Consider the following 25,067-nt stretch of genomic DNA (forward strand, 5'->3'; position numbering starts at 1 on the left):
TGGTAAATAGGCGATAGGGGCTAATATGCTCGAAAGAGGGAGATGAAACGCCCCAAGAGCTAGCATCTACTCACTAAGGTCTAATGTCTAACGTCTAAAACCTAATGTCTATTTCCCTAGCCACGCTTGTCGTGGCGAGCAAAACGGGTCTGCGACCCTCTAACGTCTAACGTCTACTCTCTAACTTCTAAAATGCAAACTCTCGTTCTTTGTCTTATGGTGGCTGTAGGTTTGAGCACGCTGCTCAAACTTTCGCTGGCGACACCGCGAGTGCGCTGGATCACCTTCGCCTTGTGCGCCCTCTTCGTTGGGCTCGCATGGCCGTGGGCGGTGGAGCAATCCAAAACGCAGATTGAGGCTTGGCTTGCCAATCCCGATTTGATGCGCGACACTGCCGTAGTGCTCAGCATCGATGTGGCGTTCCTCCTCGCCTACTGTTGGGGAAGCACCAAAGCCCCTGCGAAGCCTTACCAACAAATCTACGTGGCACAAAATCGCTACACCGTGCTGTTGCGCAAACTCTGGCGCGGTCTTTTGGCTATCTACCCAGGGTTGCTCATTTTTCCCGTGCTGTTTTCGCTTGAAGTAAGCACCATCTTCTTCCTCCCTGGCGTAGACTTCGCACTCGTCGCGTGGGGATTGGCAGCCATTGTGACTGTGACTTTTGTGGCGCTCGGCTTCGGTTTGGAATTTCTCCTTCCCGAACGCGAACTTCGCCTTGAACTCCTCTTCCTCCTCAATATTCTCATTGCCATTCTTGGCGTGATTGCCACTGTCAATGGCAGAACTGCGGTGGAAGGTGTGGGTAGTGTCGATGTGCTCGCCCTCTTGGCAGTCGTGGTGCTCTTTGTTTTCTTTGCGCTCATCGGCTTTTTCTGGAGTCGCCGCAAGACTACTTCCGCCAAACACTAGGGTGGGGTAGTAGCGTTGTGGCAAGCTGTGCACGAATGCTCCGCACTCCCTCTACATTGCTTCAACCCTCATCATATGAAAAATCCGCTCCACCAGCTGATGGAACGGACTTTCGGGGATGGGTTCCCCACAAATCTGTAAAACATATCTTATAACAATGAACTATATCTCTGACATTCTCTTCTGGATCAGCACGGGATTGCTCGTGCCCACCATCGTCCTCTTGGTGCTTTTCTTCGTGCGCGCACTCTTGCTCGTGGGAGGCTTTTTCGGACAACTCCTTGCGCGCCGCAAGGCAGATGCGCAAATAGCAACCGCCCTTGATCAACTCACTGCGGACAACGTGGATACTCTGCTCGAACAACTCCCCTCTGCTGGATTGGGCATCGCAGCACCTTTCTATCATCGCCTAGTAGCTGCCGCGAACGACGCACCTCTTCGTGAGCGTGTTCTTGCCGAGTTTGACATTGCCGCAGATGCCGATCAAAATCTTCCTCGCACGTTGGCGAAGATGGGACCTGTGCTCGGACTGATGGGTACCCTCATCCCCATGGGACCCGCTTTGGTGGGACTCTCCTCGGGCGATATTGCCAGTATGGCGTACAACATGCAGGTGGCCTTCGCCACTACGGTGGTGGGTTTGGTGATTGGTGCCATCGGCACACTGACCATTCAGGTGAAAAAACGCTGGTTGGCGGCAGATGCTGCGCGTTTGGACTTCATCGAAGCGCGTTTGGCAGAAAAGTATGCCCAAGCCTAGTCTTGTGATTTCCCCATATATCCTCTCAAACCTATTGTAGATATGAGTAGAAAAGAAGGAAACAAAACTCGCCGCCGTCTGATGGGTGGTGGCGATGATCACGACATCATGGGCAGCGTAGCCAATCTTTTTGACGTGGCTATGGTGTTTGCTGTGGCGTTGATGGTAGCTTTGGTGAGTCGCTACAATATGACCGAAATGTTTAGTACGCAAGATTTCACCATGGTCAAGAATCCTGGTAAAGAAAACATGGAGATTGTGACCAAGAAAGGCGAAAAGATACAACGCTACACGCCCTCCAACGACCAGAGCAATGCCGAAGGTTCGCGCGGCAAGAAGGTGGGTGTCGCCTATCAGTTGGAGAATGGCGAAGTCATCTACGTACCCGAATAGGGCTTTCGTGCTAAATTCGCAATCACGAATCGGGCTTGTCTATCAAGCTGTATGACCTTTTGAACATCAATCTCAGATATTGAGATAAACAACGCTAGACCTCAGCGTTAGAACGATGCAGAGTTTCTTGCCTGCATGGCTCTAATCGCTGAGGTCTAGCGTCTTTTTGTGGAGTGACCTTCCTTGCAAATCGGTGCAACCTCCCCTTTTCCACTCCAATCTTCCCCACCTTCTATGACAATCTCCCTCACTTGCTGGGGCAACCCAAGTTGGGAAGTCCGCGAGTGAGGGAGAAGTCGTGAAAAAGGTTAGACCATTTCCCCTTCAGCGTCGTAGTCGTAGAAGAGGAAGTCGTTGTAAGGATACTTTTGCACGTGGATTTCGCGCACGCGCTTGTAGAAGAGGTCGCGCAGTTCTTCGATGTTTTCGCGCTCGCGTGCCGAGATGAAAATCACATCCAAGGGAGCAGTGCCCTGTTGGTCGGTCATGTTCTCACCCGTGCCTTGCGTGCGTCCCATCCAGGTCTGCATGAGTTCGGGGAGCGTCACGTTTTCTTTCGTGGCAGGCGTCAAATCGTTAGGGTCTTTAGGCGTGCAAGTGTAAGCATCCATCTTGTTGAACACCAAGATTTGTGGCTTGTCGGCGCATCCCAAGTCGCAGAGGGTGCGGTTCACCACTTGCAGTTGCTCTTCAAAATCAGGGTGACTCACGTCGACAACATGGACAAGCAAGTCAGCTTCGCGTGTCTCATCGAGGGTAGACTTGAAGGAATCCACCAAGTCCGTGGGGAGTTTGCGGATGAATCCCACCGTGTCTGCCAAGAGGAAAGGCAGATTGTGCACAATCACCTTGCGCACTGTGGTGTCAAGCGTCGCAAAAAGCTTATTTTCAGCAAAGACTTCGCTCTTAGAAAGTAGGTTGAGGAGGGTGGATTTTCCCACGTTGGTGTAGCCCACCAGCGCCACGCGCACCATTTTTCCGCGATTTTGTCGCTGCGTAGTCTTTTGTCGGTCGATGTCTGCCAAGCGTTCTTTGAGGAGCGACATACGGTTGAGGATGATGCGTCGGTCCATTTCGAGCTGCGTTTCACCAGGTCCGCGCAAACCCACGCTACCGCCTTTGCCACCACCGGCACCACCAGAACCACCACCTTGACGTTCCAAGTGCGTCCAAAGGCGTTGCAGACGAGGAAGCATGTAGCGATATTGCGCCAGTTCGACTTGTGTCTTCGCATTTGCCGTTTGTGCGCGCATGGCAAAGATATCTAGGATGAGCGAAGTGCGGTCTAAAATCTTCACTTGCAGCACAGCCTCGATGTTGCGTAGTTGTTTCGCTGAGAGTTCATCGTCGAAAATCACCATACCCACGGGGCGTGGCTTCTCCACATCGGCAGGCCAGAGCGGGTCTTCTTCGGCTTCTTCTGCCGCCTTTTCGCAATCCTCGATGTAGGCACGGATTTCTTCCAACTTACCCTTGCCCACATAAGTCACCGAACTCGGACCATCCACACGCTGTGTGAAGCGATGCACCGTCTCGGCTCCTGCCGTTTCCGCCAGAAAAGCCAGTTCATCGAGATACTCTTGCGTTTTATGTTCGTTTTGGGTCTTGGTGATGAGTGCCACAAGGACAGCCGTTTCCGCCTTGACCTCAGTTTGTATAAATTCTTTCATATCGTCGTCTTATCATCGTTGCACTGCCTGTGTCGAAATTGGCGCTTTTGCCTCCAAAAATGAGGAACAAAGCCATAAAAACAAAAGAAAAAGACAGTGCGAATTTGATACAAAGATACAACTAAATATCGGATTTGGCTATTCGTTCGTCCGTTTTTCGCACCCATCTCCGTCAATCTGCCAGCAAAAGCCTCCTTTTCCCTCTTTTTCCCCTGCTGAGAGCCGTGCTAGAGTGGGGGATTTTTTGACGCGAAAAGGCGGATAATCTCGCTAAAAAAAGGTATATTTGCAGAAACAAATCATCACATGAACGGAGCTAGGATACTCATCATCTACACTGGCGGTACGATTGGTATGCTTGAAAATCCCACCACTGGCGCACTTGAAGCCTTCGATTGGGAGCACATCAGCAACTTCGTGCCCGAACTCGCGCGTTTCCACTACGACATCGAAACCATTACCTTTGGTCCCCCCATCGACTCTTCCGACATGGAACCGAAGTATTGGACGCGCATGGTGGAGGTTATCGCCGACAACTACGACAGCTACGATGGTTTTGTCCTCCTCCACGGCACAGACACCATGGCGTTCACTGCCTCCGCTTTGAGTTTTATGCTCGAAAACCTAGGCAAACCTGTGGTCATCACTGGAAGTCAGTTGCCCATTGGGCAGTTGCGCACCGATGGAAAGGAAAATCTCCTCACCAGCATCGAGATTGCTGCCGCGCGCTGCCCAGAAGGCAAGCCCATGGTGCCCGAAGTCTGCATCTTCTTTGAGAACAAACTCCTCCGCGGCAACCGCACCACCAAGATTAACTCCGAGGGGTTCAACGCTTTTCGCTCTTACAATTTCCATCATCTCGCAGATGCTGGCATCCACATCAAGTTTGAAGAAGCGTTTATCCATCGTCCCGACCCTGAGAAGCCCTTCCGTCCCAACTATCTTCTCGATGACCACATCGCCATTTTGACCCTCTTCCCCGGCATGCGCGAAGAGGTGATGAATGCCTACCTCAACATCCCCAATCTCCGCGGACTAGTGCTCAAAACCTACGGAGCGGGCAACGCGCCCAAGCTGCCGTGGCTCTACGAACGTCTGAAAGAACTCAGCGATCGTGGGGTGGTGATCATCAACACCACGCAGTGTTCTACAGGAACGGTGGACATGGGGCGCTATGACACCTCACTCCAGCTCATAGAAGCCGGAGTGTTGAACGGTCACGACATGACACTCGAAGCCGTAGTGACCAAGTTGATGTTCCTCCTTGGGCACAATTACGACAAACAGCGCATCTGCCAGTTGATGAACACCTCGTTGGTGGGCGAAGTGACCCTACCTTTTGCCCTGCAAACCGATGAAGAGGTTTGTTTGCAACGCGGACACATGGCAAAAGTACGAGGAATATGTGCCGACTAAAGTTGGGCTTTGGATTTCTAATCGCAGGGCTGCTCTTGCTCTGCGGTTGTGCCTCGTCCGTCTCTCCCACGGCGGCGCCGATGCGCTACGCCAAATTGCTCCGCATGACCGATGCGCCCGACCACACGTGGGTGGAAATCGTCAATCCATGGGACACCACGCAAGTGTTGCGCCAATATCTTCTGGTGGATCAAGCGATGTCTTCCGCTGCTGTCGAAGCCTTGCAAGCGCAGCACCCTACGTCCGTGTTGCTCCACACCCCTTTGCAGCGCACCCTTCCGCAAAGCACCGTGCATGCTGCCCTTGCGCTCCAACTCGGAGCACAACAGTCGCTCGTGGGACTTTGCGACACCGCCTACATCGTCGTACCCGAACTCGAGCAGCTCCACCTTCCCGACTTTGGACGTGGCGACCAACCCAATGTGGAGCGCATCATTGCGGCAAAAACGCAGGCTTGTCTGTTTGCTCCCTTTGAAAATGCTCGCTACGAGTCGTTAGAGCGCGCTCATGTTCCCATCGTGGACTGTGCCGACTATCTCGAAACATCGCCTTTGGGGCGCGCTGAATGGATGCGATTCTACGGCAGACTGTGGGGAAAATCCCAACTAGCCGACAGCCTCTTTGCACTTGAAGTGCGCAACTACGAATGGTTGGCACAAACTGTGCAGTCGGCTTTAGAGCAAACAACGTCATCGGGGTTAGCGCACCCTACGCCATCCGGTGCTTCGCAGCGGGAACATCACCCGAAAATGCAGTCCACTTCTATTGCTAAAATTCCAGTGGATACACCGAATGTGGGAGAGCACAAAAAAAATCTCCGACGAAATCAGAAAAACGTCGGAGTTTTTTCCAAAAACGTTGGAGATTTTCCAAAAAACGTGGGAGAAAATTTTGAAAATGTCGGAGATAATTTGGATAACCTCCGAGAAAAGGATGCACCAATGCACAAGACGACAGCATCACGAGGGGAAGATTCCTCCGTAACGCTGCAGCCCCCTTCAAGCATCTCCCATCGTGCGGTGCGTGTTTGGCTCGATTTGCCCTGGCAAAGCACTTGGTATGTGCCTGGCGGACGTAGTTATCTTGCCACCCTCATCGCAGACGCAGGCGGAGACTATCCCTTGCGCCACAACGATCAAGCCGGTAGCCTGCCACTTCCTTTGGAGCGCGCTTGGCAATATGCCCAAACGGCAGACGTGTGGATCATCAAAGGCGGTGACGAACTGCCCCCAAACTACGCCGCACTCACGGCTCTCTCGCGCGTCTATGCGCAATTTCCTGCTGTGCGGTCCCATCGCGTGTGGGTGTGCCCCACGATGCAAGTGCCTTACTATGAGCATACCCCCTTCGCTCCTGCACAGTTGTTGCGCGAATGGTGCATCATGCTCGGTACCTTGCCGCTAGATGCCACAGACGCTTTGCGCTATTTCCATTCGCTGCCGCTCCACTGATGCTCTGCTGAAGCGAAGATTGGTCTTCCACCATTGGGATACCTTCAATCGCCCACGGCTTTTTCTCCGCATTTATCCCTCTGTTTGTCCCTCCCCTACATGCTCCTTCTCTCCCCCTCCCACCGAACCCTGCTACTGAGCTTGAGTTTGCTCGTGCTACTGCTCATTGGGTTGCATCTTTTTGTGGGTAGTGTGTGGATGACTCCGCAAGAGGTGGCGACCGCTTTGGGCGATGCCGCTCGCTGTTTGCTGGGCGATAGAGAGACATCCTCCGCCATCGGGCAAGAAATCGTGGTGCACCATCGCTTGACCATCGCTCTCACTGCCGCGCTCTCAGGAGCCGCGCTTGGAGGAAGTGGACTCTTCACGCAGACTCTCTTTCGCAATCCGCTAGCCGACCCTTCTCTGCTGGGCATCAACGCTGGTGCTGCCCTCGGAGCTGCCCTTGCCATGATGGTTGTGGGGAGTGTTTCGGTCTTGACTGGCTTCACCCTCACCGTGCTCTCGGCTTTGTTGGGCGCACTGGTGGTGCTGAGTGTGCTGCTTAGTGTGAGCCGTCGTCTGGCGAGTGCCACAGCTGTGCTCTTAGTGGGCGTGATGCTCTCCTTCATGGTCTCTTCGGTGCTTGCCATCTTGGCACATCGTGCTTCTGCCGATGGACTGCGCCACTATCAACTTTGGCTTTTGGGTGACTGCACTTCTGTGAGTTGGTCGCAACTTCCGCTTTTTGCCCTTGCGATCATTCTTCTTTTACTCTTGACGATCCGCCAGTTGCGCGTGCTCGACGCATGGTTGCTGGGCGATGTCTATGCGCAGTCGCTGGGCATCAGCGTGGATCGCGAGCGCTTCCGCCTTTTAGGGGTCGTTGGTCTGCTTTCCGCAGTGGTCACTGCCCTTTGTGGTCCCATCGCCTTTGTCGGTTTGGCTGCCCCACACGCAGCGCGTTTGGTGTCACACCAAGGTGCCCATCATCGTCTGCTGCCCCTCACGCTCTTGATGGGGAGTGTGCTTCTTCTCTTCTGCCAACTTGTGGCGCGACTGCCGCTATGGGGCGAAGCGCAACTTCCGCTCAATGCGGTGACTCCACTAGTGGGTGCACCCATCATGGTGCTGTTGCTACTGCAACATCGCCCTCGATGAGGTGAACAGACGCAAGGTTTGCCCGAGGCCCTCGCACTGCCTGCACCACACATGGCGCTGCCTTGCCACTGAGGGAGACTCTTTTTCTATTTTCTTATTGTCCATCTCTCCAACTCTCTCGAAGAAATGCTCAACTCCTCCGTACGACCCTTTATCCTTCTTTCCAACGACGACGGCTATCAAGCCCCTGGACTCAACTTTCTCATCGATGTGTTGCGCCCTATCGCCGACATTTTGGTAGTGGCACCCAGTGGTGCGCGCTCTGGTTTTGGCTGTGCCATCACCGCCACGCAGCCCATTCAGTGCCGACTCGTGCATGAGGAAGACGGACTCGACATTTATTCCTGCACGGGAAGTCCGGTGGACTGTGTGAAACTCGCCTTCAATGTGCTCCTCGACAACTACAATCGCAAGCCCGATTTGGTGGTTTCAGGGGTGAACCACGGCGATAACTCTAGTGTCAATACCTTTTATTCCGGCACCATGGGAGCAGCTAACGAAGGGGTGCTACAAGGCGTGCCCGGCATCGGATTTTCCTACTGTCACTTCAGCTACGATGTCGATATGTCGGCTTGCGCGCCCTACATTATAGAGATTGTGCAACAGGTGCTCCGCGAAGGACTTCCACCTTTCTCCGCCCTCAATGTCAATTTCCCTGCTTTATCCGAATTTGAAGGCGTGAAAGTGTGCCGTATGGCGCGTTCGCGCTGGGTGAACGAGATGGCGGTGAACTACAAACCTCGCAGTGGCTCACCTTATTATTGGCTCACTGGCGAACCCTACGAACTAGAACCTGAAGCGGAAGACACTGACCGCTGGGCGCTGGCTCACGGTTATGTGTCGATTACTCCGCAGACGCTCGATGCAACCAACTATCCCTTGTTGCAACAACTCAAATCGAAGGAGTGGTAAGGCACAGCAACAGGGAGTGAGTCTCGACTTTTCTCCTTCCTACATCGCATTTCCCACCTCGTAATTTCTCCCTTCTCACTAACCAATTCAGCAGATTCCACCTCGTAATTTCCCCCTTTCATCATGCGCTATTTCATCATTGCTGGCGAAGCCTCGGGCGATCTTCACGCTTCACACCTCGTCACAGCCCTCCGAAAGGAAGATGCCGATGCTCAATTTCAAGGCTTGGGCGGCGATCTCATGGCGGCAGCTGGCGTTGACGTGCTTTGGCACTATCGCACTATGGCGTATATGGGATTTGTGCAGGTGATGCTTCACTTGCCTCAGATACTCCGCGCCATGCGTGCGTGCAAGGCGGCTATTGAGGTCTATCGTCCCGATGCGATTATCCTAGTGGATTATCCTGGTTTCAATCTGAATATCGCGGCTTGGGCACGAAAACACCTCGATGCTCCCATCTTCTATTATATCGCCCCCAAGATTTGGGCATGGAAAGAGGGACGCATTCGCAAAATCCGCCAAAATGTGGACAAGGTGCTCTCGATTTTACCCTTTGAAGTGGACTATTTCGAGCGCGAACATGGCTATAAAGTGGACTATGTGGGCAATCCTTCGCGTGCAGAGGTCGATGATTTCTTGCAGCATGACAGTCATTCTTTCGCAGACTTCTGTGCAGCGCATCAGCTCGATCCGCAGCGCAAAATTGTAGCACTGCTTGCTGGTTCGCGCCGCTCGGAAATAGCTGCCAACCTGCCGCGGATGTTGCAGGCTTTTGCGCAGGTGCAAACCGAATCTGCCGCAAGAAGCCGTGGTGTCTCTGCTACCCAATCTGCCCCCCCTGCGCACAACACTGTCGAACAATCTGTCGCACCACAAGCATACCAGGCGGTGATTGCCGCTGCTCCTGGCATCGAACCTGAGGAATATGCACCTTATTTGCAGGCTTATCCTCATGTTCATCTGGTGTCTGCGGCTACTTTTGCGCTGTTGAAGCACGCGCACACGGCGTTGGTCACAAGTGGCACCGCAACGCTCGAAACTGCGCTCTTTGGTGTGCCGCAGGTGGTGTGCTATCATATCAGAGGAGGTGCGCTCGTGCGTGCCATCCAACCGCATTTTCTCAACTGCCGCTTCATCTCTTTGGTCAATCTCATTGCAGACGACGAGGTTGTGCCTGAACTCATTGCAGATCATACTGCACCGCACCACATTGCGCGCCATCTGCTCCCACTGCTCGACGACACAAGCGCGGCTCGACAAGCGCAATTATCGGGATATGCCCGTATGCGTGCCCAACTTGGCACAGATGTTGCCCCACAAGAGGGGGCGCAGCTCATTGTACACGCGATGCGCGAGGGACTGAATTCCCCGACATTGCCATAGTATCATACGACACCACAGCGGCGCTTCCCAAGTACATTGCGTATGAATTCCCCCTGCGCTCGCATAGTGTAGACTTCTTTTTCTGACTATTCACTTAAAATCAATCTAATATGTCTTCCATCGCTTCCCAATTTGCACAGCAACTGCTCGAGGTGCAGTGCATCAAACTTCAACCTACGCAGCCTTTCACCTGGGCGAGTGGCTGGTTGTCTCCATTCTATTGCGACAATCGCAAGACGTTGGCTTATCCTAAGGTGCGCACCTTCGTGAAAGACCAACTCGCAGCTATGATTCGTGCGCAATATCCCGAAGCTACTGCCATTGCTGGTGTCGCCACTGGTGCTATCGCTCAAGGTGCTTTGGTAGCCGATGCCTTGGATCTCCCTATGTGCTACGTGCGCGCCAAAGCTAAGGACCACGGCATGGGCAATCTCATCGAAGGTACCCTGCCCGAAGGTGCAAAAGTGGTGGTTGTCGAAGACTTAATTTCGACAGGTGGTAGCAGTCTTAAGGCTGTTGAGGCGCTCCGTGCCGCTGGTTTTGAAATTCTCGGCATGGTGGCGAGCTTCACCTACGGATTCCCTGTGGCTGAAGAGGCTTTCCGCGCTGCGAATGTCACCCTCACCACGCTCACCAACTATGAAGCTGTGGTGGAAACGGCTCGTGCCATTGGCTACATCGAGGAGAGTCACTTGCCTCTCTTGGCTCGTTGGCGCGCCAATCCTTCCACTTGGAGCCCTGAAGTGTAAGACTTCGCTCCTGTTCTTATCGCATTCTTCCTTCCCTCCTTTGCGCGTGCAAGTGGCGCGGATGGTGGGCACTTTCGCTCAGACTGTTGTGGTCGTTTTTCCATATATGTTGTGGCTGTTCGCCCAAATGTGGTGCTGCGCTCCAATCTATTGCGGGGATTCTCCCGACAGGTAGCGAGCATTCTCCCAAAACTATCCCCTAAACATGAACGTGGGTGGACAAGTGCCTAATCATCCTCAGCGTGCTTCGCACTTTCAAAGGAGGGATGGTAGACTATTTCTCTCTAAAATGACAAAATATACCTCCGAAATCTACACGGTCAATGCTACGCAAGCGCAGGCTTACGAGCGTTTGGCTGATTTGCGCCGTTTTGAAGCCCTTAAAGCGGCTTTCTCCGACCCTGAGAAGATGCAATATATCTTGCAAAATCTCCCAGCCGACCAAGTGTCGCCCGATAAACTCGCTGAGATTCGCGAACAAGTGGAGAAGATGCAGTTCACCGAAGACACCATTTCTGCCGATACTAAGGTGGGACCTGTGTCGCTTGCCATCGTGGAGCGCGAACCTTGCAAGTTGGTGAAACTCGTGACGCAGAATTCTCCCGTGAATGCTACGGTTTGGGTGCAACTCGTGGAGAAAGGCACTTATCAAGCGGCACTCAAGGTCACCATCGGTGTGGAACTCAATTTCTTCATCCGCAAGATGGTGGAGAAGCACATCAAGAAGGCGCCCGACGGTCTGGCACAGTTCTTGAGCCAAATCCTAGCGGTGGGCTAAACGCTTCATCGCCCGGGGTGGGGATTCCTTTGTTTTATGCGCTAAAATGGTAAAAGATGATGGCTTTATTGCGTAAGTGGCCACTGCGCCACGGATTTGTAGCAGGCGGCATGGCGCTGATGTTGGGAGCCATGGCAACTTTGCTGGCTTGCGGTGAGGAGAGCGCTTCGCGTTATTCACACCATCGTGCCTTTTTGCGCTTTTCTCCCGTGGCAGCCGCTCCAGTGCTCTCCGCAGCAGTGCATGGTGTAGGGGAGTGGTGCGCCATCACGTATGATGCTTCGCACTACGTTTTCACGAATGCTGCCCAGCGCACGAGCCGATATCCGCGTACGGCACTCGATGCTTACGGAGCTCCCACTTCGATAGCCGGATTTGTGGTGGGCACTCCTACCTTGCCCGATCTGAGCGGACGGCAGACGGTCGTGGCTTTCGACCTCGTTTGCCCTTCTTGCTACCAAGGGGCTTATGTGGAACGTCGACTGTCGTGGAATCCTTCTACACCAGGCACGCTCGTCTGTGGGCGTTGCCAGCGTCATTACGACCTCAACAATGGGGGAATCGTGAGTGTGACAAAAGGAGATGGCCAACCAAATGTGGGACTTTTCCGATATTTGGCTACTTACTCAGCAAATTCGGATGTGTTTGTTGTGCAAAATTAGGCGAAACATTTGGTCAGCTTTCTTAAAATCCTTACCTTTGCACCACATTACGCCTGAATGGTGGAATGGTAGACACGAGGGACTTAAAATCCCTTGGCCATTACGGCTGTACGAGTTCGAGTCTCGTTTCAGGCACCTCCCTTCTGTTGGATTTCCAGCAGGAGGGATTTTTTGTGCTCTCACGTTTGCCCTCTGTAAGCCTTTGTGCGCATCCTTATGCGGGCGAACTTTCCTGTGTAATTGTCGGCTTTTTCAGCAAGGTTGTTTGCTTTTTGGGGAGATTACTTTTAGAGCTTGTTTCTCCATTGCGGTGTAATACAAAAACAAAGGCCATCCCGTCGGGATGACCTTTGTGAAATAAGAGTGGCATGTCGTGCGTTGTGCGGAAATGCTCAGCTATTTCCTTACTCTCATAGGAGGGGCTGAGCAGAGTGCTCCGCGCTACGACAGCTTAATGTGGAGTGTTTAGGGAACAAACACCTTTTTACCATTGCGAATCACAACACCCTTTGCAGTCGTTGCATCGATACGTTGTCCGGCAAGGTTGTAGGTTGCGCCCGTTTGTCCGTTGTTGTCGCTAGCTACCTTAGTCACTGCAGTGGGTTCAACGACTTTGGGAAGCTCGAAATGTATAGCAGGTGCTGCTGTACCTACTGGAATCTTCAAGTAGCAACGGTTAGCAGGGATGTTGTACTTTTGAATTTGGCGAAATTCTGTATTACCTTGCTTGTTATCTACCAATACATAGTACTTGAAGTGTTCTTGATCACGCATTGCAGGTGTGAGAGTTTCAGTTGTTCCATAGAGGTGAGTTTCTATGGGGTCATCAGCACATGCAACTGCGGGGCAAGTATATTTACCTGGTTTATCAGCAATAATAAACACTGCAGTGTTGGCAGGGATAACCTTACTTTCGATAAGTTCGAAATTAATAGCGCTAGCAGATGGCTCACCTCTGAGTTTGTATGCATGAACTCCTTGTGGGATTCTCACAGGATAAGGCACAATCATCGTGGCAAAGTTGCCATTATTAGAATGAGTTACGTTGAGCTCGTAGTTCATTCCAATATAGTAACCTGTATCTAAGTCTTTTGGATCATACACATAAAGGACAAAGTCTACGATATTACCACGATTTTTAACGATTTCGTTTTTCGCGTCAGTGTTACCTCCTGGGTCAATGCTATTCCAGTCGATTTTGAAGCGGAGATGGTATTCACCTGGCTTGGAAGGAGCTGTGAAGGTTCCGTTCTGAAAGTTGACCCTCCATTGTTCATTTGTTTTTTCTACGCCATTTTTCGTCTTCTTCTGACCATTATATACCGTGGCATAAACAAGTTCGTTGTCTTCCATGCTGGTGACATCGAACTTCTTGTTTTGATTGCGGTCGAGATAGAGATAACTGTCCATCCAAGAGCCTGACCACTTGTACTCAAACTGAATTTCTGCGCCAGGGACTGCTCCAATTGTGAATCTGGGAATCGCGAAGTTGAAGTAAGCCTGATCTTTTGGTAGATCTTTTTGTTCAATAGTTCGACAATTGGGAGAAACAACCTTGACGTATTCAAGGAAGCGGTTTTGCAGTTTAGTTGCATCCTTGTCAAAGTTGATGGGAATGGGAGGAGCTTGGTTAGGCTTTTTCTGAGCTTGCGCACTAATCCCTGCGAGGGTGAAGAGTGCAGCTGCGAAAGTAAATGCAGTAATTTTTCTATTCATACGCGTTGAAAATAGGAGTGTGTGAGATAAATCTCTATAATTTTGTTGTTTTTATCAGAGTTTACTTTCGCAAAAGTAAGATATTTTGCAATATGAACCAAACAAATCTGCGATAAAAATGTAGTTTTTTCTTGAAACGTAAGTGTTTACCCGTAAAAAGTGACTTATTTCGAGAAAAAGCGTATGAAATTTATAAGCGACGTGCATGAAGACTAATGTAGAGCCATGAGGATTTTGCAACGAAAAGAATAAAGTAGATTTTGATAACTAGGGTATTATGCCAATGGTTCGTGGATATTGTAGTAAATGTCTTGTGCGAGTTAATGTGTAATATCGTATAAAATCCCAAAGATGGGTGCGGATGAAACTCGAAAATGGAGCTTTTTATGGGACATACACCGCCATTCTTCGGGAAGACTTGCAAAGAAAGAGGAGTGATGGCTTGTTTTGAGGATGAAATGTCTTCCGAAATATGGGAAATGTATGCTTGTAGAATAACAACGCTGGAGAAATGAAAATGAGAGTTCCCAACTATTGTGCGAAAACCTTGGTAGGATGCCCAAGAAGTCGTAAATTTGTTGGAACTTCAGGGTCTGGGCTCTCGCGCAAAAGGAAAATGTAGCCTCTTTGTGCGTTGGTCTAATCTTCACCCTAATCCACAGTTGCTGTGACTTTGTGAACATCTATAATGACAATGAAGAGCGTCTGTAGTGACAGTGTAGAAGATCTGTAGCGATAATGAAGAATGCCTACAAAACCCTAGAAGACTCCTTATATATAAATAGGCAACCCTCTCAATGACTATCCAACATCTTATAGCGCAACGCCTCAATCTGCGCGATAAACAAGTAGAAGCCACCCTCAAACTCTTGGACGAGGGGGCAACCATCCCCTTTATTTCTCGCTACCGCAAGGAAGCTACGGGCGCACTCGACGAAGTGCAGGTGGCAGCAGTGGCAGATGAATACCGCAAAGTCCAAGAACTTGAACATCGCAAGACCTTTGTGCTCGAAACCATCGAAGCGCAAGGCAAACTCACCGATGAGTTGCGCCAGCGCATCACACAATCGTGGGATGCCACCGAGGTGGAAGACCTCTATCTCCCCTTCAAACCCAAACGCCGCACGAAGGCGCAGGTGGCGCGCGAACGAGGATTGGAACCCCTCGCTCAGAAGTTGCTGCTCCGTCCGCAAGACGATCCAGAGTTGGCAGCCGAGCGTTTTCTCACCGACGAGGTGCCCGATGTCGCAGCTGCCCTGCAAGGCGCGCGCGACATCATCGCAGAGCAAATCAGCGAAGACGAACGCAGCAGACAGAGTCTCCGCAATGTCTTTGGCAGAGAAGCCGTGATTTCTTCAAAACTAGTGAAAGGCAAGGAGGAAGAGGCGGCTAAATATCGCGATTATTTCGATTGGAGTGAACCCTTGCGTCGCTGCACTTCCCACCGTCTGTTGGCAATGCGTCGCGGAGAATCGGAAGGCATGCTGCGCGTGTCCATCGCTCCTGCCGATGAGAGTGGGGCAGCCGACCGCATCGCCCGACCTTTTGTGCGCCCCAACACAGCAGCCGCGGCGCAAATCGCCACAGCAGCTGCCGATGCCTACAAGCGATTGTTGCGCCCCAGCATCGAAACGGAATTTGCCGCGCAGAGTAAACAACAGGCAGACGAAGAAGCCATCCGCGTGTTTGCACAAAATCTGCAACAACTGCTCCTCGCTGCGCCCCTCGGAGCGCGCAGAATCATGGGCATCGACCCTGGTTTTCGCACGGGATGTAAGGTGGTTTGCCTTGATGAACAAGGCAATCTCTTGCACAACACCACGATTTATCCTCACGAACCCAAGAAAGACCGCGCAGCCGCTGCAGCCACCTTGCAGAAATTGGCGAAGCAATATCGCGTAGAAGCCGTGGCGATTGGTAATGGTACGGCAGGACGTGAGACCGAAGAACTGGTGCGCAGTCTGAAATCTCAGGCGAATGCAGAAGTGAATTGGGACGAAATTCCCATTTTCTTGGTGAGCGAAGACGGAGCTTCGGTGTACTCCGCTTCGGCAGTGGCTCGCGCAGAATTTCCCGACCACGACGTCACCGTGCGTGGTGCGGTGTCCATCGCCCGCCGTTTGGCAGATCCGCTGGCAGAGTTGGTGAAAATCGACCCGAAAGCCATCGGTGTGGGGCAATATCAGCACGATGTCGATGCCACCGCCCTGAAGCGCGCGCTAGATCACACCGTAGAGCACTGCGTGAATGCTGTTGGGGTGAATCTCAACACGGCTTCCGCCCATCTCCTCACCTATGTCAGCGGACTCGGAGCAGCATTGGCGCAAAACATTGTCAATTATCGTGCCGAACATGGGGCGTTTGCTTCGCGCAAAGAACTCTTGAAAGTCCCCAGACTTGGGGCGAAAGCCTTTGAACAGTGCGCAGGTTTCTTGCGCATTCCCCAAGCGAAGCACCCGCTCGACAACACCGCCGTGCATCCCGAACGCTATGCGCTGGTGGAAAAGATGGCGAGTGATGCGGGAACTGACCTCCAGTCGCTCATCGCGCATCCTGAGATTCGACAGAAGATTGACCTCAAACGCTATTGCACTGCCGAAGTGGGGCTCCCCACGCTCCATGATATTTGGGCAGAACTTGACAAACCTGGCAGAGATCCTCGTGGCACAGCGCAGGTGTTCCAATTTGAGGAGCGCGTGCACAGCATCGATGATTTGGAAATTGGTATGGTGCTGCCAGGTGTCGTGACGAATGTCACCAACTTTGGCGCGTTTGTGGACTTAGGTATCAAGACGAAAGGGCTGGTGCACGTGTCGCAACTGGCGGATCGCTTCGTGAAAGATCCAGCGGAAGTGGTGCAAGTGCAGCAACAAGTGGAAGTGCGCGTGGTGGAAGTGGACAAGGCTCGTGGAAGAATCGCATTGAGTATGAAAAAAGGCTAGTACATTGCGCTGTCTTATCGCTCCATGTATTTGGATTTCTTCCTTTGTTTCTTCCTCTTCTCCCCTTGGTTTCTTGCTCTTTATAATAATAGTGGGGCTTTCTTGCTCCATGATTTCAACCCAAAAGAATGACAACAGACGAACAATATATGCTCCGCGCTTTGGAACAAGCGCAAATGGCTGCCGATCGCGACGAGGTGCCGGTGGGAGTGGTGGTAGTGTGCCAAGATCGCATCATAGCGCGCGGACACAACCTCACCGAAACGCTCAATGATGTCACGGCTCATGCTGAGATGCAAGCCGTCACCGCCGCTGCCAATGCCCTCGGGGGAAAGTATTTGAGCGACTGCACGCTCTACGTCACCGTCGAACCCTGCGTGATGTGCGCTGGGGCTTTGGCGTGGGCGCAAGTAGGGCGCATTGTTTACGGAGCTGCCGACCCCAAACGCGGTTATTCTGTCTACGCCCCTGAGGCTTTGCATCCTCGCACCCAAGTCACCGCTGGTGTCCTTGCCGAAGAGTGCGGGGAGCTGATGCGACAATTTTTCAAAAGTAAAAGATAAGTAGTAGAGGTTAGAGGTTAGACGTTAGAGATTAGACGTTAGACGTTAGAAGGCTAGCGCGATTGGACTAGAAATACTAGATGAACTAGAAGCACTAGAACTTCTAATAATCCCGATCCACTTGTGACGAGCAAAAAAGGGTCTGCGACCCTCTAACGTCTAGTCTCTAATGTCTAACGTCTCATAATCCCGATCCACTTGTGGCGAGCAAAAAGGGTCTGCGACTCTCTAACGTCTAACCTCTAATGTCTAATTTCTCATAAGCCCGAGCCACTTGTGGCGAGCAAAAAAGGGTCTGCGACCCTCTAACGTCTAAATATCGTGTCTTCTCACAACATACTAGGACATTTAGGTGAGGATTTCGCTTGTTCTTTCCTCCTTCGTCAGGATTATCACATCTTGGCGCGCAACTGGCGTTGTTTTCCCTACGAGATAGACATCGTGGCAGACGACTGGGGCGAACTCGTTTTTGTGGAAGTCAAAACCCGCACTTCCGATGAATGGAGCGATCCTGCAGCAGCGGTAGACCGTCACAAGCGCGAACACCTCTCCCTTGCTGCGAGAGCCTATATGCGCCAACAGCAAGTGGGCGATGTTCCCTTCCGCTTCGACGTTATTGCTTTGGTGGGTAGCGCACCACCTTTTGAGATTGTCCACTACAAAAACGCCTTCCCGTTGGAACTCCCTCAACGTTTTCACCCGAAAAATCCTGCTGATGAACTCTTTTTCTAGTTCCGAAATGCCAGCCACTCCGACTAATGATGCGAACTCTCGAGAAAATACTGTGAACTCTCGCAGAGTATCGCCCGCAGCTCCGTCTTTCGTTGCTGATTCTTGCGAAGAAGACACCTGCGAAGGGTGTAGTGCACCAGCAAAAGCCCAACTCCCCCCACATTGGATTCGCAAGCATTATCCCACTGTGCCCACTACGATGGAGATGATAGCGATGAATGCTGCACCAGCAGGGGAGGTGTGGATGGTGAGTACCGATTTTCAAACTCGTGGTCACGGACAGCGCGGAACGAAATGGGAGAGCGATTGCGGAGACAATCTCATGTTCACCTTTGTCTTCCGTCCGCAAGGTGTGCGCGCTACCGAACAATTCTATCTTTCTGAGATAGCTTGTTTGGCAGTCGCCCAAACGCTCGATGACTATGTCGAAGGAGTCAGTGTGAAATGGCCGAACGATGTGTATGTGGGTGAGCAGAAAATCTGTGGAATGCTCCTCAATCACCAGCTCCGAGGGGCGATGGTGGAGAGTACCATGGTGGGCATCGGCATCAATGTCAATCAACCGCGCTTCGTGAGCGATGCGCCCAATCCTATTTCTTTGTGGCAACTCCTCGGGCATCGCATCGACACCGAAGAAGTGTTGGAAAGTTTTGTGCGCCACTTTGAAACCCTCTATGCGCTGTGGTTGGCAGGCGAAAAAACGCGTCTAGCCACGGCTTATCAACAGCGACTTTTTCGCCGTGAAGGCGTACACCCTTATGAAGACACCGCCACTGGTGAGCGATTTTTAGCCACCTTTGAGCAAGTTGTGCCCACTGGACTGCTCACCCTTCGCGACAACGCTGGAGCCTTGCGCACCTTTGATTTCAAAGCCGTGAAGTTTCAGCTCGACACTCCGTAGCCTGCTGAAAGAAACAGCCCCCAAAAATAAAAACTTCTAGAGCATGCTGAAATGAATATCCTCAAAGGTAAGAAATTCCAGGAGCATGCAACCCCAATAATAGACTTAACACAGACGACTGAACAAACGATGCACCGAAAAATCCTACATATTGCGCTGCCCTCCATCTTCACCAACATCACTGTACCGTTGTTGGGCATCGTGGGCACCTACATTGCAGCCCATCTTGGCGCTTATTATCTTGCTGCCATCAGTGTGGGCAGCACTTTATTCTCCACCACCTACTCGCTCTTCAATTTTCTCCGCATGGGCACAGGAGGTGTGGCTGCGCAAAGTTATGGAGCCGAACAATTCAGTGAGAGTGGCGTGGTGCTAGGTCGGTCGTTGGTCATTGCCCTCTCCTTGAGTTTGGGCATCCTCTTGTTGCAACAGCCCATCATCGAACTAGGACTTTGGCTCATGTCGGTAGAAGGAGCACAACGCGTCCTTGTGATGGACTATTTTCATTGGCTCATTTGGGGCGCACCTGCCATGCTCAGTCTGTTTGCGCTCAATGGTTGGCTCTTAGGTATGCAAAATGCCGTCTATCCTATGATTGTTGCGGTGATGCAAAACCTGCTCAACATCGGCATCTCCCTCTTTCTCGTCTATGGACTTCAGATGAAAATCGAAGGTGTAGCCATTGGCGCGCTCACTGCTCAGTGGGTGGGAGCGATATTAGCCTTGACTTTTGCCGTTCGTGTGGCGCGCAAGCATGGCATCGCTTTGTTTTCGCAGGGACATCGCGTGTTTCGCGACCTTGCCGCGTGGAAACGCTTCTTCACCGTCAATGTTTTCATCTTCCTCCGCACGCTGTGTTTGGTGGCAGTGATGTTTTCCTTCACCGCCTTTGGCAATCGCAGTGGCAACTATGTCGTAGCCGGCAATGCCATTCTCCTGCAACTCTTCCTCCTCACAAGCTATTTCCTCGATGGTTTCGCCTATGCTGGCGAGGCTGTGGGAGGTCGCATCACGGGGCAAGGTGATGGCGTGGAGTTTCGCCGACTGGTGCGCGCCCTCTTCTTGTGGGGCGGCATCATTGCACTGTTGTTTTCCGCCTTCTTTTTCGTGATGGGCGATTTCATCGTGGAGCAGTTGGGACAAGATGCGCAGGTCATTGCGGTGGCGCGCACCTATTTGCCCTACGTCATCGCCCTGCCCGTGGTGAGTGTCACCGCTTTTCTCTTTGATGGTCTATACATTGGCACCACTGCCACGCGGAGCATGCTCGTCGGAGTGGCTTATGCTTCTGCCCTCTTCTTTTTGCTCCACCAAGTGCTCGCTTCCACGATGGGCAATCACGCCTTGTGGATTGCCTTCACCGCCTATCTTGCGCTGCGGGGTGGGGTGATGGCATTGCAATTACCAGGGGTGTTGCGCAGAAAGTTTGGCTAAATCTTGCCAACCTCCGCTACAATGTGTATTTTTGTGCTGCAATCGCTCTCGTAGCACGCAAAGCAGTGTCGGAACTTTCGGATAGTTCGGAGGTTTATGCGCGCACGCTTCCTTTAATTCGCAAATTTCTTCATTTTTCTATTATATGAAATTCAATCGCATCCTGCTTAAACTCAGTGGCGAAAGCCTTATGGGGCAACAAGGTCACGGCATCGACACACAACGTCTCAACGAATATGCCGCACAAATCCAAGAAATCCATCAGATGGGTGTGCAAATCGGCATCGTCATTGGCGGTGGCAACATCTTCCGCGGTTTGAGCGGTGCTGGTAAAGGCTTTGATCGTGTCAAAGGTGACCAAATGGGCATGTGCGCCACGGTGATCAACAGCCTTGCGCTTTCCTCTGCCCTTGATGCTATTGGCGTGAAAAACCGTGTGCTCACCGCCATTCGCATGGAGCCTATCGGAGAGTTTTACTCCAAATGGAAGGCTATCGAAGCCATGGAACGCGGAGAAGTCGTGATCATGAGCGCAGGTACGGGCAATCCTTACTTCACCACCGACACGGGTTCGTCACTTCGTGGCATCGAAATCGAAGCTGATGTGATGCTCAAGGGCACGCGTGTGGATGGTGTCTACACTGCCGACCCTGAAAAAGACCCCACTGCCACGAAGTTCTCCGAAATCTCTTATGACGAAGTGCTTCAGCGCGGCTTGAAGGTGATGGATGTCACTGCCACAGCTATGTGCAAAGAGAATGGTCTTCCCATCTATGTGTTCAACATGGACATCGTGGGCAACCTCCGTCGCGTGATGGAAGGCGAAGACATCGGCACTTACGTGCACGCCTAAGGTTGGCTAATACCCAAAAAACTCCGAGAAAATTTTAGTTTTCTCGGAGTTTTTTGTTGTGCTTCTACCAACGTTAGGGAAAAGATGTCAAAGTGTTCAGTTCAAAAGGTGAGCACTTATCGTTTGCGAGCCGAAGCGGAGCCACGTTTTGCAGGAGCTGCGGTGCGAGCTGCAGCCGATGCTTTGCGGTTAGCAGGGAGAGCGCTGTATTTTTGGAGGAGGGTAGTCGCATTTTCATCGCCCAACTGCTGTGCTTTGGTGAGATATTCCAGCGCACGCGAGCGATCTTGTTGTTCGCCATACGCCACACCAATGATTTTATAAGCGTCGGCAGCTTGAGGATTCTCTGCGAGGGCTTGTTGAGCCGTTGCGATAGCATCGTCCCAAAGGCGAACACGCAGGCAGAGGAGGGCGCGATTGATGCGATAGTCCTCACGCTCTTCGCTGTTGGTGGCACGTGCTATGGCAGAATTGAAGTCGTCGATTGCCACTTGATAGATGCGTGCTTTCTCCGCGAGGATTGCACGAAGCGCATAGAACTGCGCAGAGAGACGGTTGGAACCTACGATTTGTTCGTAGTCATTGTAGTCCAACACAGCAGCGCGCACGTTGCCGAGTTTCTCATTGTAGTAGGCACGCAATTCCAAGACGGCAGCCACGTCCGCGCCTTTGTAGGGTTTTTCGGCAATCTCCAACGCTTTATCCAGCTCTGCCACGATGAGGCTGTCCACCACTTTCATGCGCATGAGCACTTGAGCTGCAAAATAGTGGGATTGTGGAGAAGCAGCTGCTGTGGCATTGTAGGCTTTAAACTTCTCCAAGGCTTGTTCATCGCGATTCATGCTGTAGAGAATCACCCCTTGTTGGAGTAAGGTGGAGGGTTTTGCCTGAAGAGTGTAAGACTTTTCGGACGCCTTGAGCGCAGCTTCGAGATTCCAAGTTGGATAATTTGTGCTGTCGTTCAATGCCTTCTCATAGATGAGTTGCGACTGTGCATCGTAGACCGCATCGAGTCCGTCACCACCGAGGGTGAAGCGGCGTTGCAACCACGCATCGGCTTCGGCATATTTGCGCTGACGAGCATAGTAGCTGGCGAGGTCGAGCATAGCAGCCCCATTCTTGGGGTAAGCCGTGATGAAATCTTGGATGAGGGGGAGCACTTGCAGGCTGTCGCGCTGGGTGCGGAGCATCATGAAGAAATAAGAGTAAGCGTCGTTCTCACTGGTGGTGGGCAACTGCTTCGGCATTCTAATCGCGTTGAAATCACTGTTAAGGGCAGAAGCTGCATTCACTCTGAACGAATCTGCCACGGCTGCGCTGATGGCACAGATGCCTTGTGCATGATCCAAGAGATTTCGCTGAGCGATTGCCACCACTTGTCCGTTGTCCACGATGGGGCACCCCACATATTGTTCCTCGTTGGGTGCACTCAGGGTGTAGTAAGGGAAGTTGTTGTTAGCATCTGCCGAGAGGACGTTGGTAGCAAGAGGTTGCGCTTGTTTTTCGGTGGAGAAAAACGTCTGTTGCCACGCTGTACCAGCCGCACCCACTGCTGTGCTGCGCGTGAGGAAGGGCAATTTCTTGGTGGGCATGGCGGTGGTGACACGCACCATATCGTAGTTGTCGCTAGCAGCTACAATGCGCAGCACATCGGCTTGGCGACCTTTGGTGTCGGTCACAACAGCGCGAGTGGCACCTCGGAAGGCAGCGTAGGGAGCTACGACTTCTGCCGTGGGAGATGCGAAGTATCCATAAGTGGTGTGGAGTGTATCTCCCTTTTCGTTGAAGGTTACTACGCGCACCACAGCTTGTTGAGCATCGTTGGGCTTCTGCGCTTGGCTCAGCGTGGGAAGGAAAGCCAGCGCAAGGGGAAGGAGGTATTTCATTGGTGAAGAATCTTGCGTTGAAGGTTGTGGATTATTGTGCACCCTCGGTGAGAAGTTGGCGAGCATTTGCCAAAGCTGCATCCGTGATGGCAGCTCCCGAGAGCATATTGGCGATTTCTTGCACACGCTCCTCGTCAGAGAGGGTGCGGATGCTGGAAGTTGTGCCGGTGTCGCTCTCTTGTTTGTGCACCCAAAAGTGCACTTTCCCGAGTGCGGCTATCTGCGGCAAGTGGGTGATGCAGAGCACTTGTGCGGTTTGTCCCATGCGTTGCATCACACGTCCCATGCGCTCTGCCATCGTACCGCTCACACCCGTGTCGATCTCGTCGAAAATAATGGTGGGGAGGTTACGTTTTTGAGCTATCAAGGCTTTGAGGGTGAGCATCACACGAGCGATTTCACCGCCAGAGGCAGTTTGTGCCACATCTTGCAGCGGCATCTGTTTGTTGGCAGTGAAGAGAAAGCGCACCGCATCGCAGCCCATACGGTCGGGACGAGGACGCGCGGTGAAATCGAAGAGGATTTGCACAGAAGGCATGCCGAGTTCTTGCAGCCCTTGGGTGAGATTGTCCACCATCTCCGTTGCCGCTTGTTGGCGCGCCGCAGTGAGTTGAGCCCCCAAGGCTGTGACCGCAGCAAAGGTGCGTTTCACCTCAGCTTCTGCGGCAGCGATGCGCTCATCGGCATTGTCGATAGCCGAGAGTCGTTGGCGCAAATCCTCAGCAATAGCGAGGAGTTCGCTGATTTCGCTGACTTGGTGTTTCTTTTCTAGGGAATAGATGGTGGACAGGCGGTCATTCACCCAGAGCAAACGCTCAGGATCGAAGTCCACCTCTTCGGCTTTCGATTCAATTTCGCTGAGGACATCGTCGAGTTCTATGCGCGCACTCGACAGACGTTCATTGAGTTCGTCAAGACCTCCCATATAGCGCGCAGCCCCTTCGAGGGCAGATTTTGCGCTTCGGAGTAATTGCACCACATCGTGCTCATCGTTGCGGAGAAATCCCACCGCTTGATAACAAGCACTCTTGATGTCTTCAGCATGTTCGAGGGTTTTGCTCTCCTCTTCGAGTTGGGCTTGTTCCTCTTCCTGCAGTTGCGCTTCGTCAATCTGTGCTAGTTGAAATTCCCAAAACTCTCTGTCGCTCTCTTGTTGGTGTGCCGTCTGCTGGAGTTGGCGAAGTGCGTGTTCCGCTTGGTGCCAGGTTTGGAAGGCTGCGTGATACTCGCCGATGAGGGCTTGATTGCCTGCCACCGAGTCGAGGGTGTCGAGAAGAAAGTCCTCGTTGCTCAAGAGGAGATTTTGATGTTGCGAATGAATGTCAATGAGTTTGCTGCTCACCTCGCGCAGCACGCCTAGTGTGGTGGGCGTGTCGTTGATGAAGGTGCGACTTTTTCCGGCTGCCGTCACTTCTCTGCGCACGATGATAGTACTGTCTTCTAGGTCGATGTCAGCCGTTTGCAACAGTTCTTCCACGGCAAGTCCAGTGATATCGAAAGTGCCTTCGACAACGCACTTCTTCGCACCGCTTTTGATGGCTTTGGCATCGGCACGGTTGCCCTGCAACAGTCCGAGTGCACCGAGAATGATACTCTTACCCGCACCTGTTTCACCCGTAATCACGCACATTCCTTGCTCTAACGTGAGGTCGAGCTGATCAATAAGGGCATAGTTGGAAATATGTAATGAAAGAAGCATATTTAGACGTTAGAGGGGAGACGTTAGACATTAGACTTTAGACATTAGACGTTAGATGCAATCTTTAGACTTTTGAGGGGCGGTGCGCAGTCGCTAGTTGCTATTAGACATATCT

At 52.1% G+C, this 25,067-nt stretch carries 21 protein-coding genes and 1 tRNA gene; 18 read left to right on the forward strand and 4 right to left on the reverse strand.

All coding sequences use genetic code 11. From position 1 onward, the window contains the following. Nucleotides 1–192: 192 nt before the first annotated feature. The 3 genes from BQ2633_RS10150 to BQ2633_RS10160 all read left to right on the forward strand — a co-directional run bounded on the left by BQ2633_RS10150 (nucleotide 193) and on the right by BQ2633_RS10160 (nucleotide 2,065). Nucleotides 193–912, forward strand: coding sequence for a hypothetical protein (locus BQ2633_RS10150; RefSeq protein ID WP_075566871.1), 720 nt, complete (start codon nucleotides 193–195; stop codon nucleotides 910–912). A 157-nt stretch (nucleotides 913–1,069) separates the two neighbouring features. Next, nucleotides 1,070–1,672 (forward strand): MotA/TolQ/ExbB proton channel family protein, encoded by a 603-nt coding sequence (locus tag BQ2633_RS10155; RefSeq protein ID WP_075566873.1) that lies wholly within the window; start codon nucleotides 1,070–1,072, stop codon nucleotides 1,670–1,672. An 81-nt stretch (nucleotides 1,673–1,753) separates the two neighbouring features. Next, the gene (locus BQ2633_RS10160; RefSeq protein WP_141700231.1) at nucleotides 1,754–2,065 is read left to right on the forward strand and encodes a DUF2149 domain-containing protein; all 312 of its coding nucleotides are present in this window, start codon (nucleotides 1,754–1,756) and stop codon (nucleotides 2,063–2,065) included. 308 nt (nucleotides 2,066–2,373) lie between these two features. Here the strand turns inward: BQ2633_RS10160 and hflX are convergent, their stop codons facing one another. After that, complete coding sequence (gene hflX, locus BQ2633_RS10165) at nucleotides 2,374–3,735, reverse strand: GTPase HflX (protein WP_075566877.1); 1,362 nt, start codon at nucleotides 3,733–3,735, stop codon at nucleotides 2,374–2,376. A 306-nt stretch (nucleotides 3,736–4,041) separates the two neighbouring features. On the opposite strand from hflX, the gene BQ2633_RS10170 reads away from it, so the two are divergent. The 9 genes from BQ2633_RS10170 (at nucleotide 4,042) to BQ2633_RS10210 (ending at nucleotide 12,361) form a co-directional block, all read left to right on the forward strand. Next, nucleotides 4,042–5,151 (forward strand): asparaginase, encoded by a 1,110-nt coding sequence (locus BQ2633_RS10170; protein WP_075566879.1) that lies wholly within the window; start codon nucleotides 4,042–4,044, stop codon nucleotides 5,149–5,151. Next, nucleotides 5,139–6,602, forward strand: coding sequence for an ABC transporter substrate-binding protein (locus BQ2633_RS10175; RefSeq protein ID WP_141700202.1), 1,464 nt, complete (start codon nucleotides 5,139–5,141; stop codon nucleotides 6,600–6,602). Before BQ2633_RS10170 ends, BQ2633_RS10175 begins: the two co-directional genes overlap by 13 nt. Before the next feature lie 99 nt (nucleotides 6,603–6,701). Then, on the forward strand, nucleotides 6,702–7,742 hold the full coding sequence (locus BQ2633_RS10180) for a FecCD family ABC transporter permease (protein ID WP_075566883.1): 1,041 nt from the start codon (nucleotides 6,702–6,704) through the stop codon (nucleotides 7,740–7,742). Nucleotides 7,743–7,868: 126 nt separating this feature from the next. Then, nucleotides 7,869–8,654 carry a 5'/3'-nucleotidase SurE gene (gene surE, locus BQ2633_RS10185; protein ID WP_075566885.1) on the forward strand — a complete coding sequence of 262 codons (786 nt, stop codon included), beginning with the start codon at nucleotides 7,869–7,871 and terminating at the stop codon, nucleotides 8,652–8,654. Between the two features lie 123 nt (nucleotides 8,655–8,777). Then, nucleotides 8,778–10,037, forward strand: coding sequence for a lipid-A-disaccharide synthase (locus BQ2633_RS10190; RefSeq protein WP_075566887.1), 1,260 nt, complete (start codon nucleotides 8,778–8,780; stop codon nucleotides 10,035–10,037). Between the two features lie 110 nt (nucleotides 10,038–10,147). Continuing rightward, nucleotides 10,148–10,786, forward strand: coding sequence for an orotate phosphoribosyltransferase (pyrE, locus tag BQ2633_RS10195; RefSeq protein WP_075566889.1), 639 nt, complete (start codon nucleotides 10,148–10,150; stop codon nucleotides 10,784–10,786). Nucleotides 10,787–11,075: 289 nt separating this feature from the next. Then, nucleotides 11,076–11,564, forward strand: a complete 489-nt coding sequence (locus BQ2633_RS10200) for a hypothetical protein (RefSeq protein WP_075566891.1) — start codon at nucleotides 11,076–11,078, stop codon at nucleotides 11,562–11,564. Nucleotides 11,565–11,620: 56 nt separating this feature from the next. Next, nucleotides 11,621–12,226 (forward strand): hypothetical protein, encoded by a 606-nt coding sequence (locus BQ2633_RS10205; protein WP_075566893.1) that lies wholly within the window; start codon nucleotides 11,621–11,623, stop codon nucleotides 12,224–12,226. A gap of 51 nt (nucleotides 12,227–12,277) precedes the next feature. Next, a tRNA-Leu gene (locus BQ2633_RS10210) sits at nucleotides 12,278–12,361 on the forward strand. 330 nt (nucleotides 12,362–12,691) lie between these two features. Here the strand turns inward: BQ2633_RS10210 and BQ2633_RS10215 are convergent. Further along, the gene (locus BQ2633_RS10215) at nucleotides 12,692–13,942 is read right to left on the reverse strand and encodes a hypothetical protein (RefSeq protein WP_075566895.1); all 1,251 of its coding nucleotides are present in this window, start codon (nucleotides 13,940–13,942) and stop codon (nucleotides 12,692–12,694) included. A gap of 797 nt (nucleotides 13,943–14,739) precedes the next feature. Here BQ2633_RS10215 and BQ2633_RS10220 point away from each other — a divergent pair. The 6 genes from BQ2633_RS10220 to pyrH all read left to right on the forward strand — a co-directional run bounded on the left by BQ2633_RS10220 (nucleotide 14,740) and on the right by pyrH (nucleotide 21,367). Then, entirely contained in the window at nucleotides 14,740–16,884 is a 2,145-nt protein-coding gene (locus BQ2633_RS10220) for a Tex family protein (protein WP_075566897.1), read from the forward strand. Nucleotides 16,885–17,012: 128 nt separating this feature from the next. After that, nucleotides 17,013–17,447: a nucleoside deaminase gene (locus BQ2633_RS10225; protein ID WP_009437905.1), complete on the forward strand. Its 435-nt coding sequence runs from the start codon at nucleotides 17,013–17,015 to the stop codon at nucleotides 17,445–17,447. Nucleotides 17,448–17,768: 321 nt separating this feature from the next. Continuing rightward, the gene (locus BQ2633_RS10230) at nucleotides 17,769–18,179 is read left to right on the forward strand and encodes a YraN family protein (RefSeq protein ID WP_075566899.1); all 411 of its coding nucleotides are present in this window, start codon (nucleotides 17,769–17,771) and stop codon (nucleotides 18,177–18,179) included. Then, nucleotides 18,163–19,080: a biotin--[acetyl-CoA-carboxylase] ligase gene (locus tag BQ2633_RS10235; RefSeq protein ID WP_075566901.1), complete on the forward strand. Its 918-nt coding sequence runs from the start codon at nucleotides 18,163–18,165 to the stop codon at nucleotides 19,078–19,080. Before BQ2633_RS10230 ends, BQ2633_RS10235 begins: the two co-directional genes overlap by 17 nt. Before the next feature lie 51 nt (nucleotides 19,081–19,131). Next, entirely contained in the window at nucleotides 19,132–20,514 is a 1,383-nt protein-coding gene (locus BQ2633_RS10240; RefSeq protein ID WP_083234032.1) for an MATE family efflux transporter, read from the forward strand. A gap of 145 nt (nucleotides 20,515–20,659) precedes the next feature. Further along, on the forward strand, nucleotides 20,660–21,367 hold the full coding sequence (gene pyrH / locus BQ2633_RS10245) for a UMP kinase (protein WP_075566903.1): 708 nt from the start codon (nucleotides 20,660–20,662) through the stop codon (nucleotides 21,365–21,367). A gap of 116 nt (nucleotides 21,368–21,483) precedes the next feature. Here pyrH and BQ2633_RS10250 read toward each other — a convergent pair whose 3' ends face one another. Further along, nucleotides 21,484–23,253: a tetratricopeptide repeat protein gene (locus tag BQ2633_RS10250; RefSeq protein ID WP_075566905.1), complete on the reverse strand. Its 1,770-nt coding sequence runs from the start codon at nucleotides 23,251–23,253 to the stop codon at nucleotides 21,484–21,486. 31 nt (nucleotides 23,254–23,284) lie between these two features. Next, nucleotides 23,285–24,952 carry a DNA repair protein RecN gene (gene recN, locus BQ2633_RS10255; protein ID WP_075566907.1) on the reverse strand — a complete coding sequence of 556 codons (1,668 nt, stop codon included), beginning with the start codon at nucleotides 24,950–24,952 and terminating at the stop codon, nucleotides 23,285–23,287. Between the last annotated feature and the right edge of the window lie 115 nt (nucleotides 24,953–25,067).

Origin of the sequence: Ihuprevotella massiliensis (assembly GCA_900095835.1) — a bacterium.
GTDB classification, from domain to species: Bacteria; Bacteroidota; Bacteroidia; order Bacteroidales; family Bacteroidaceae; genus Alloprevotella; species Alloprevotella massiliensis.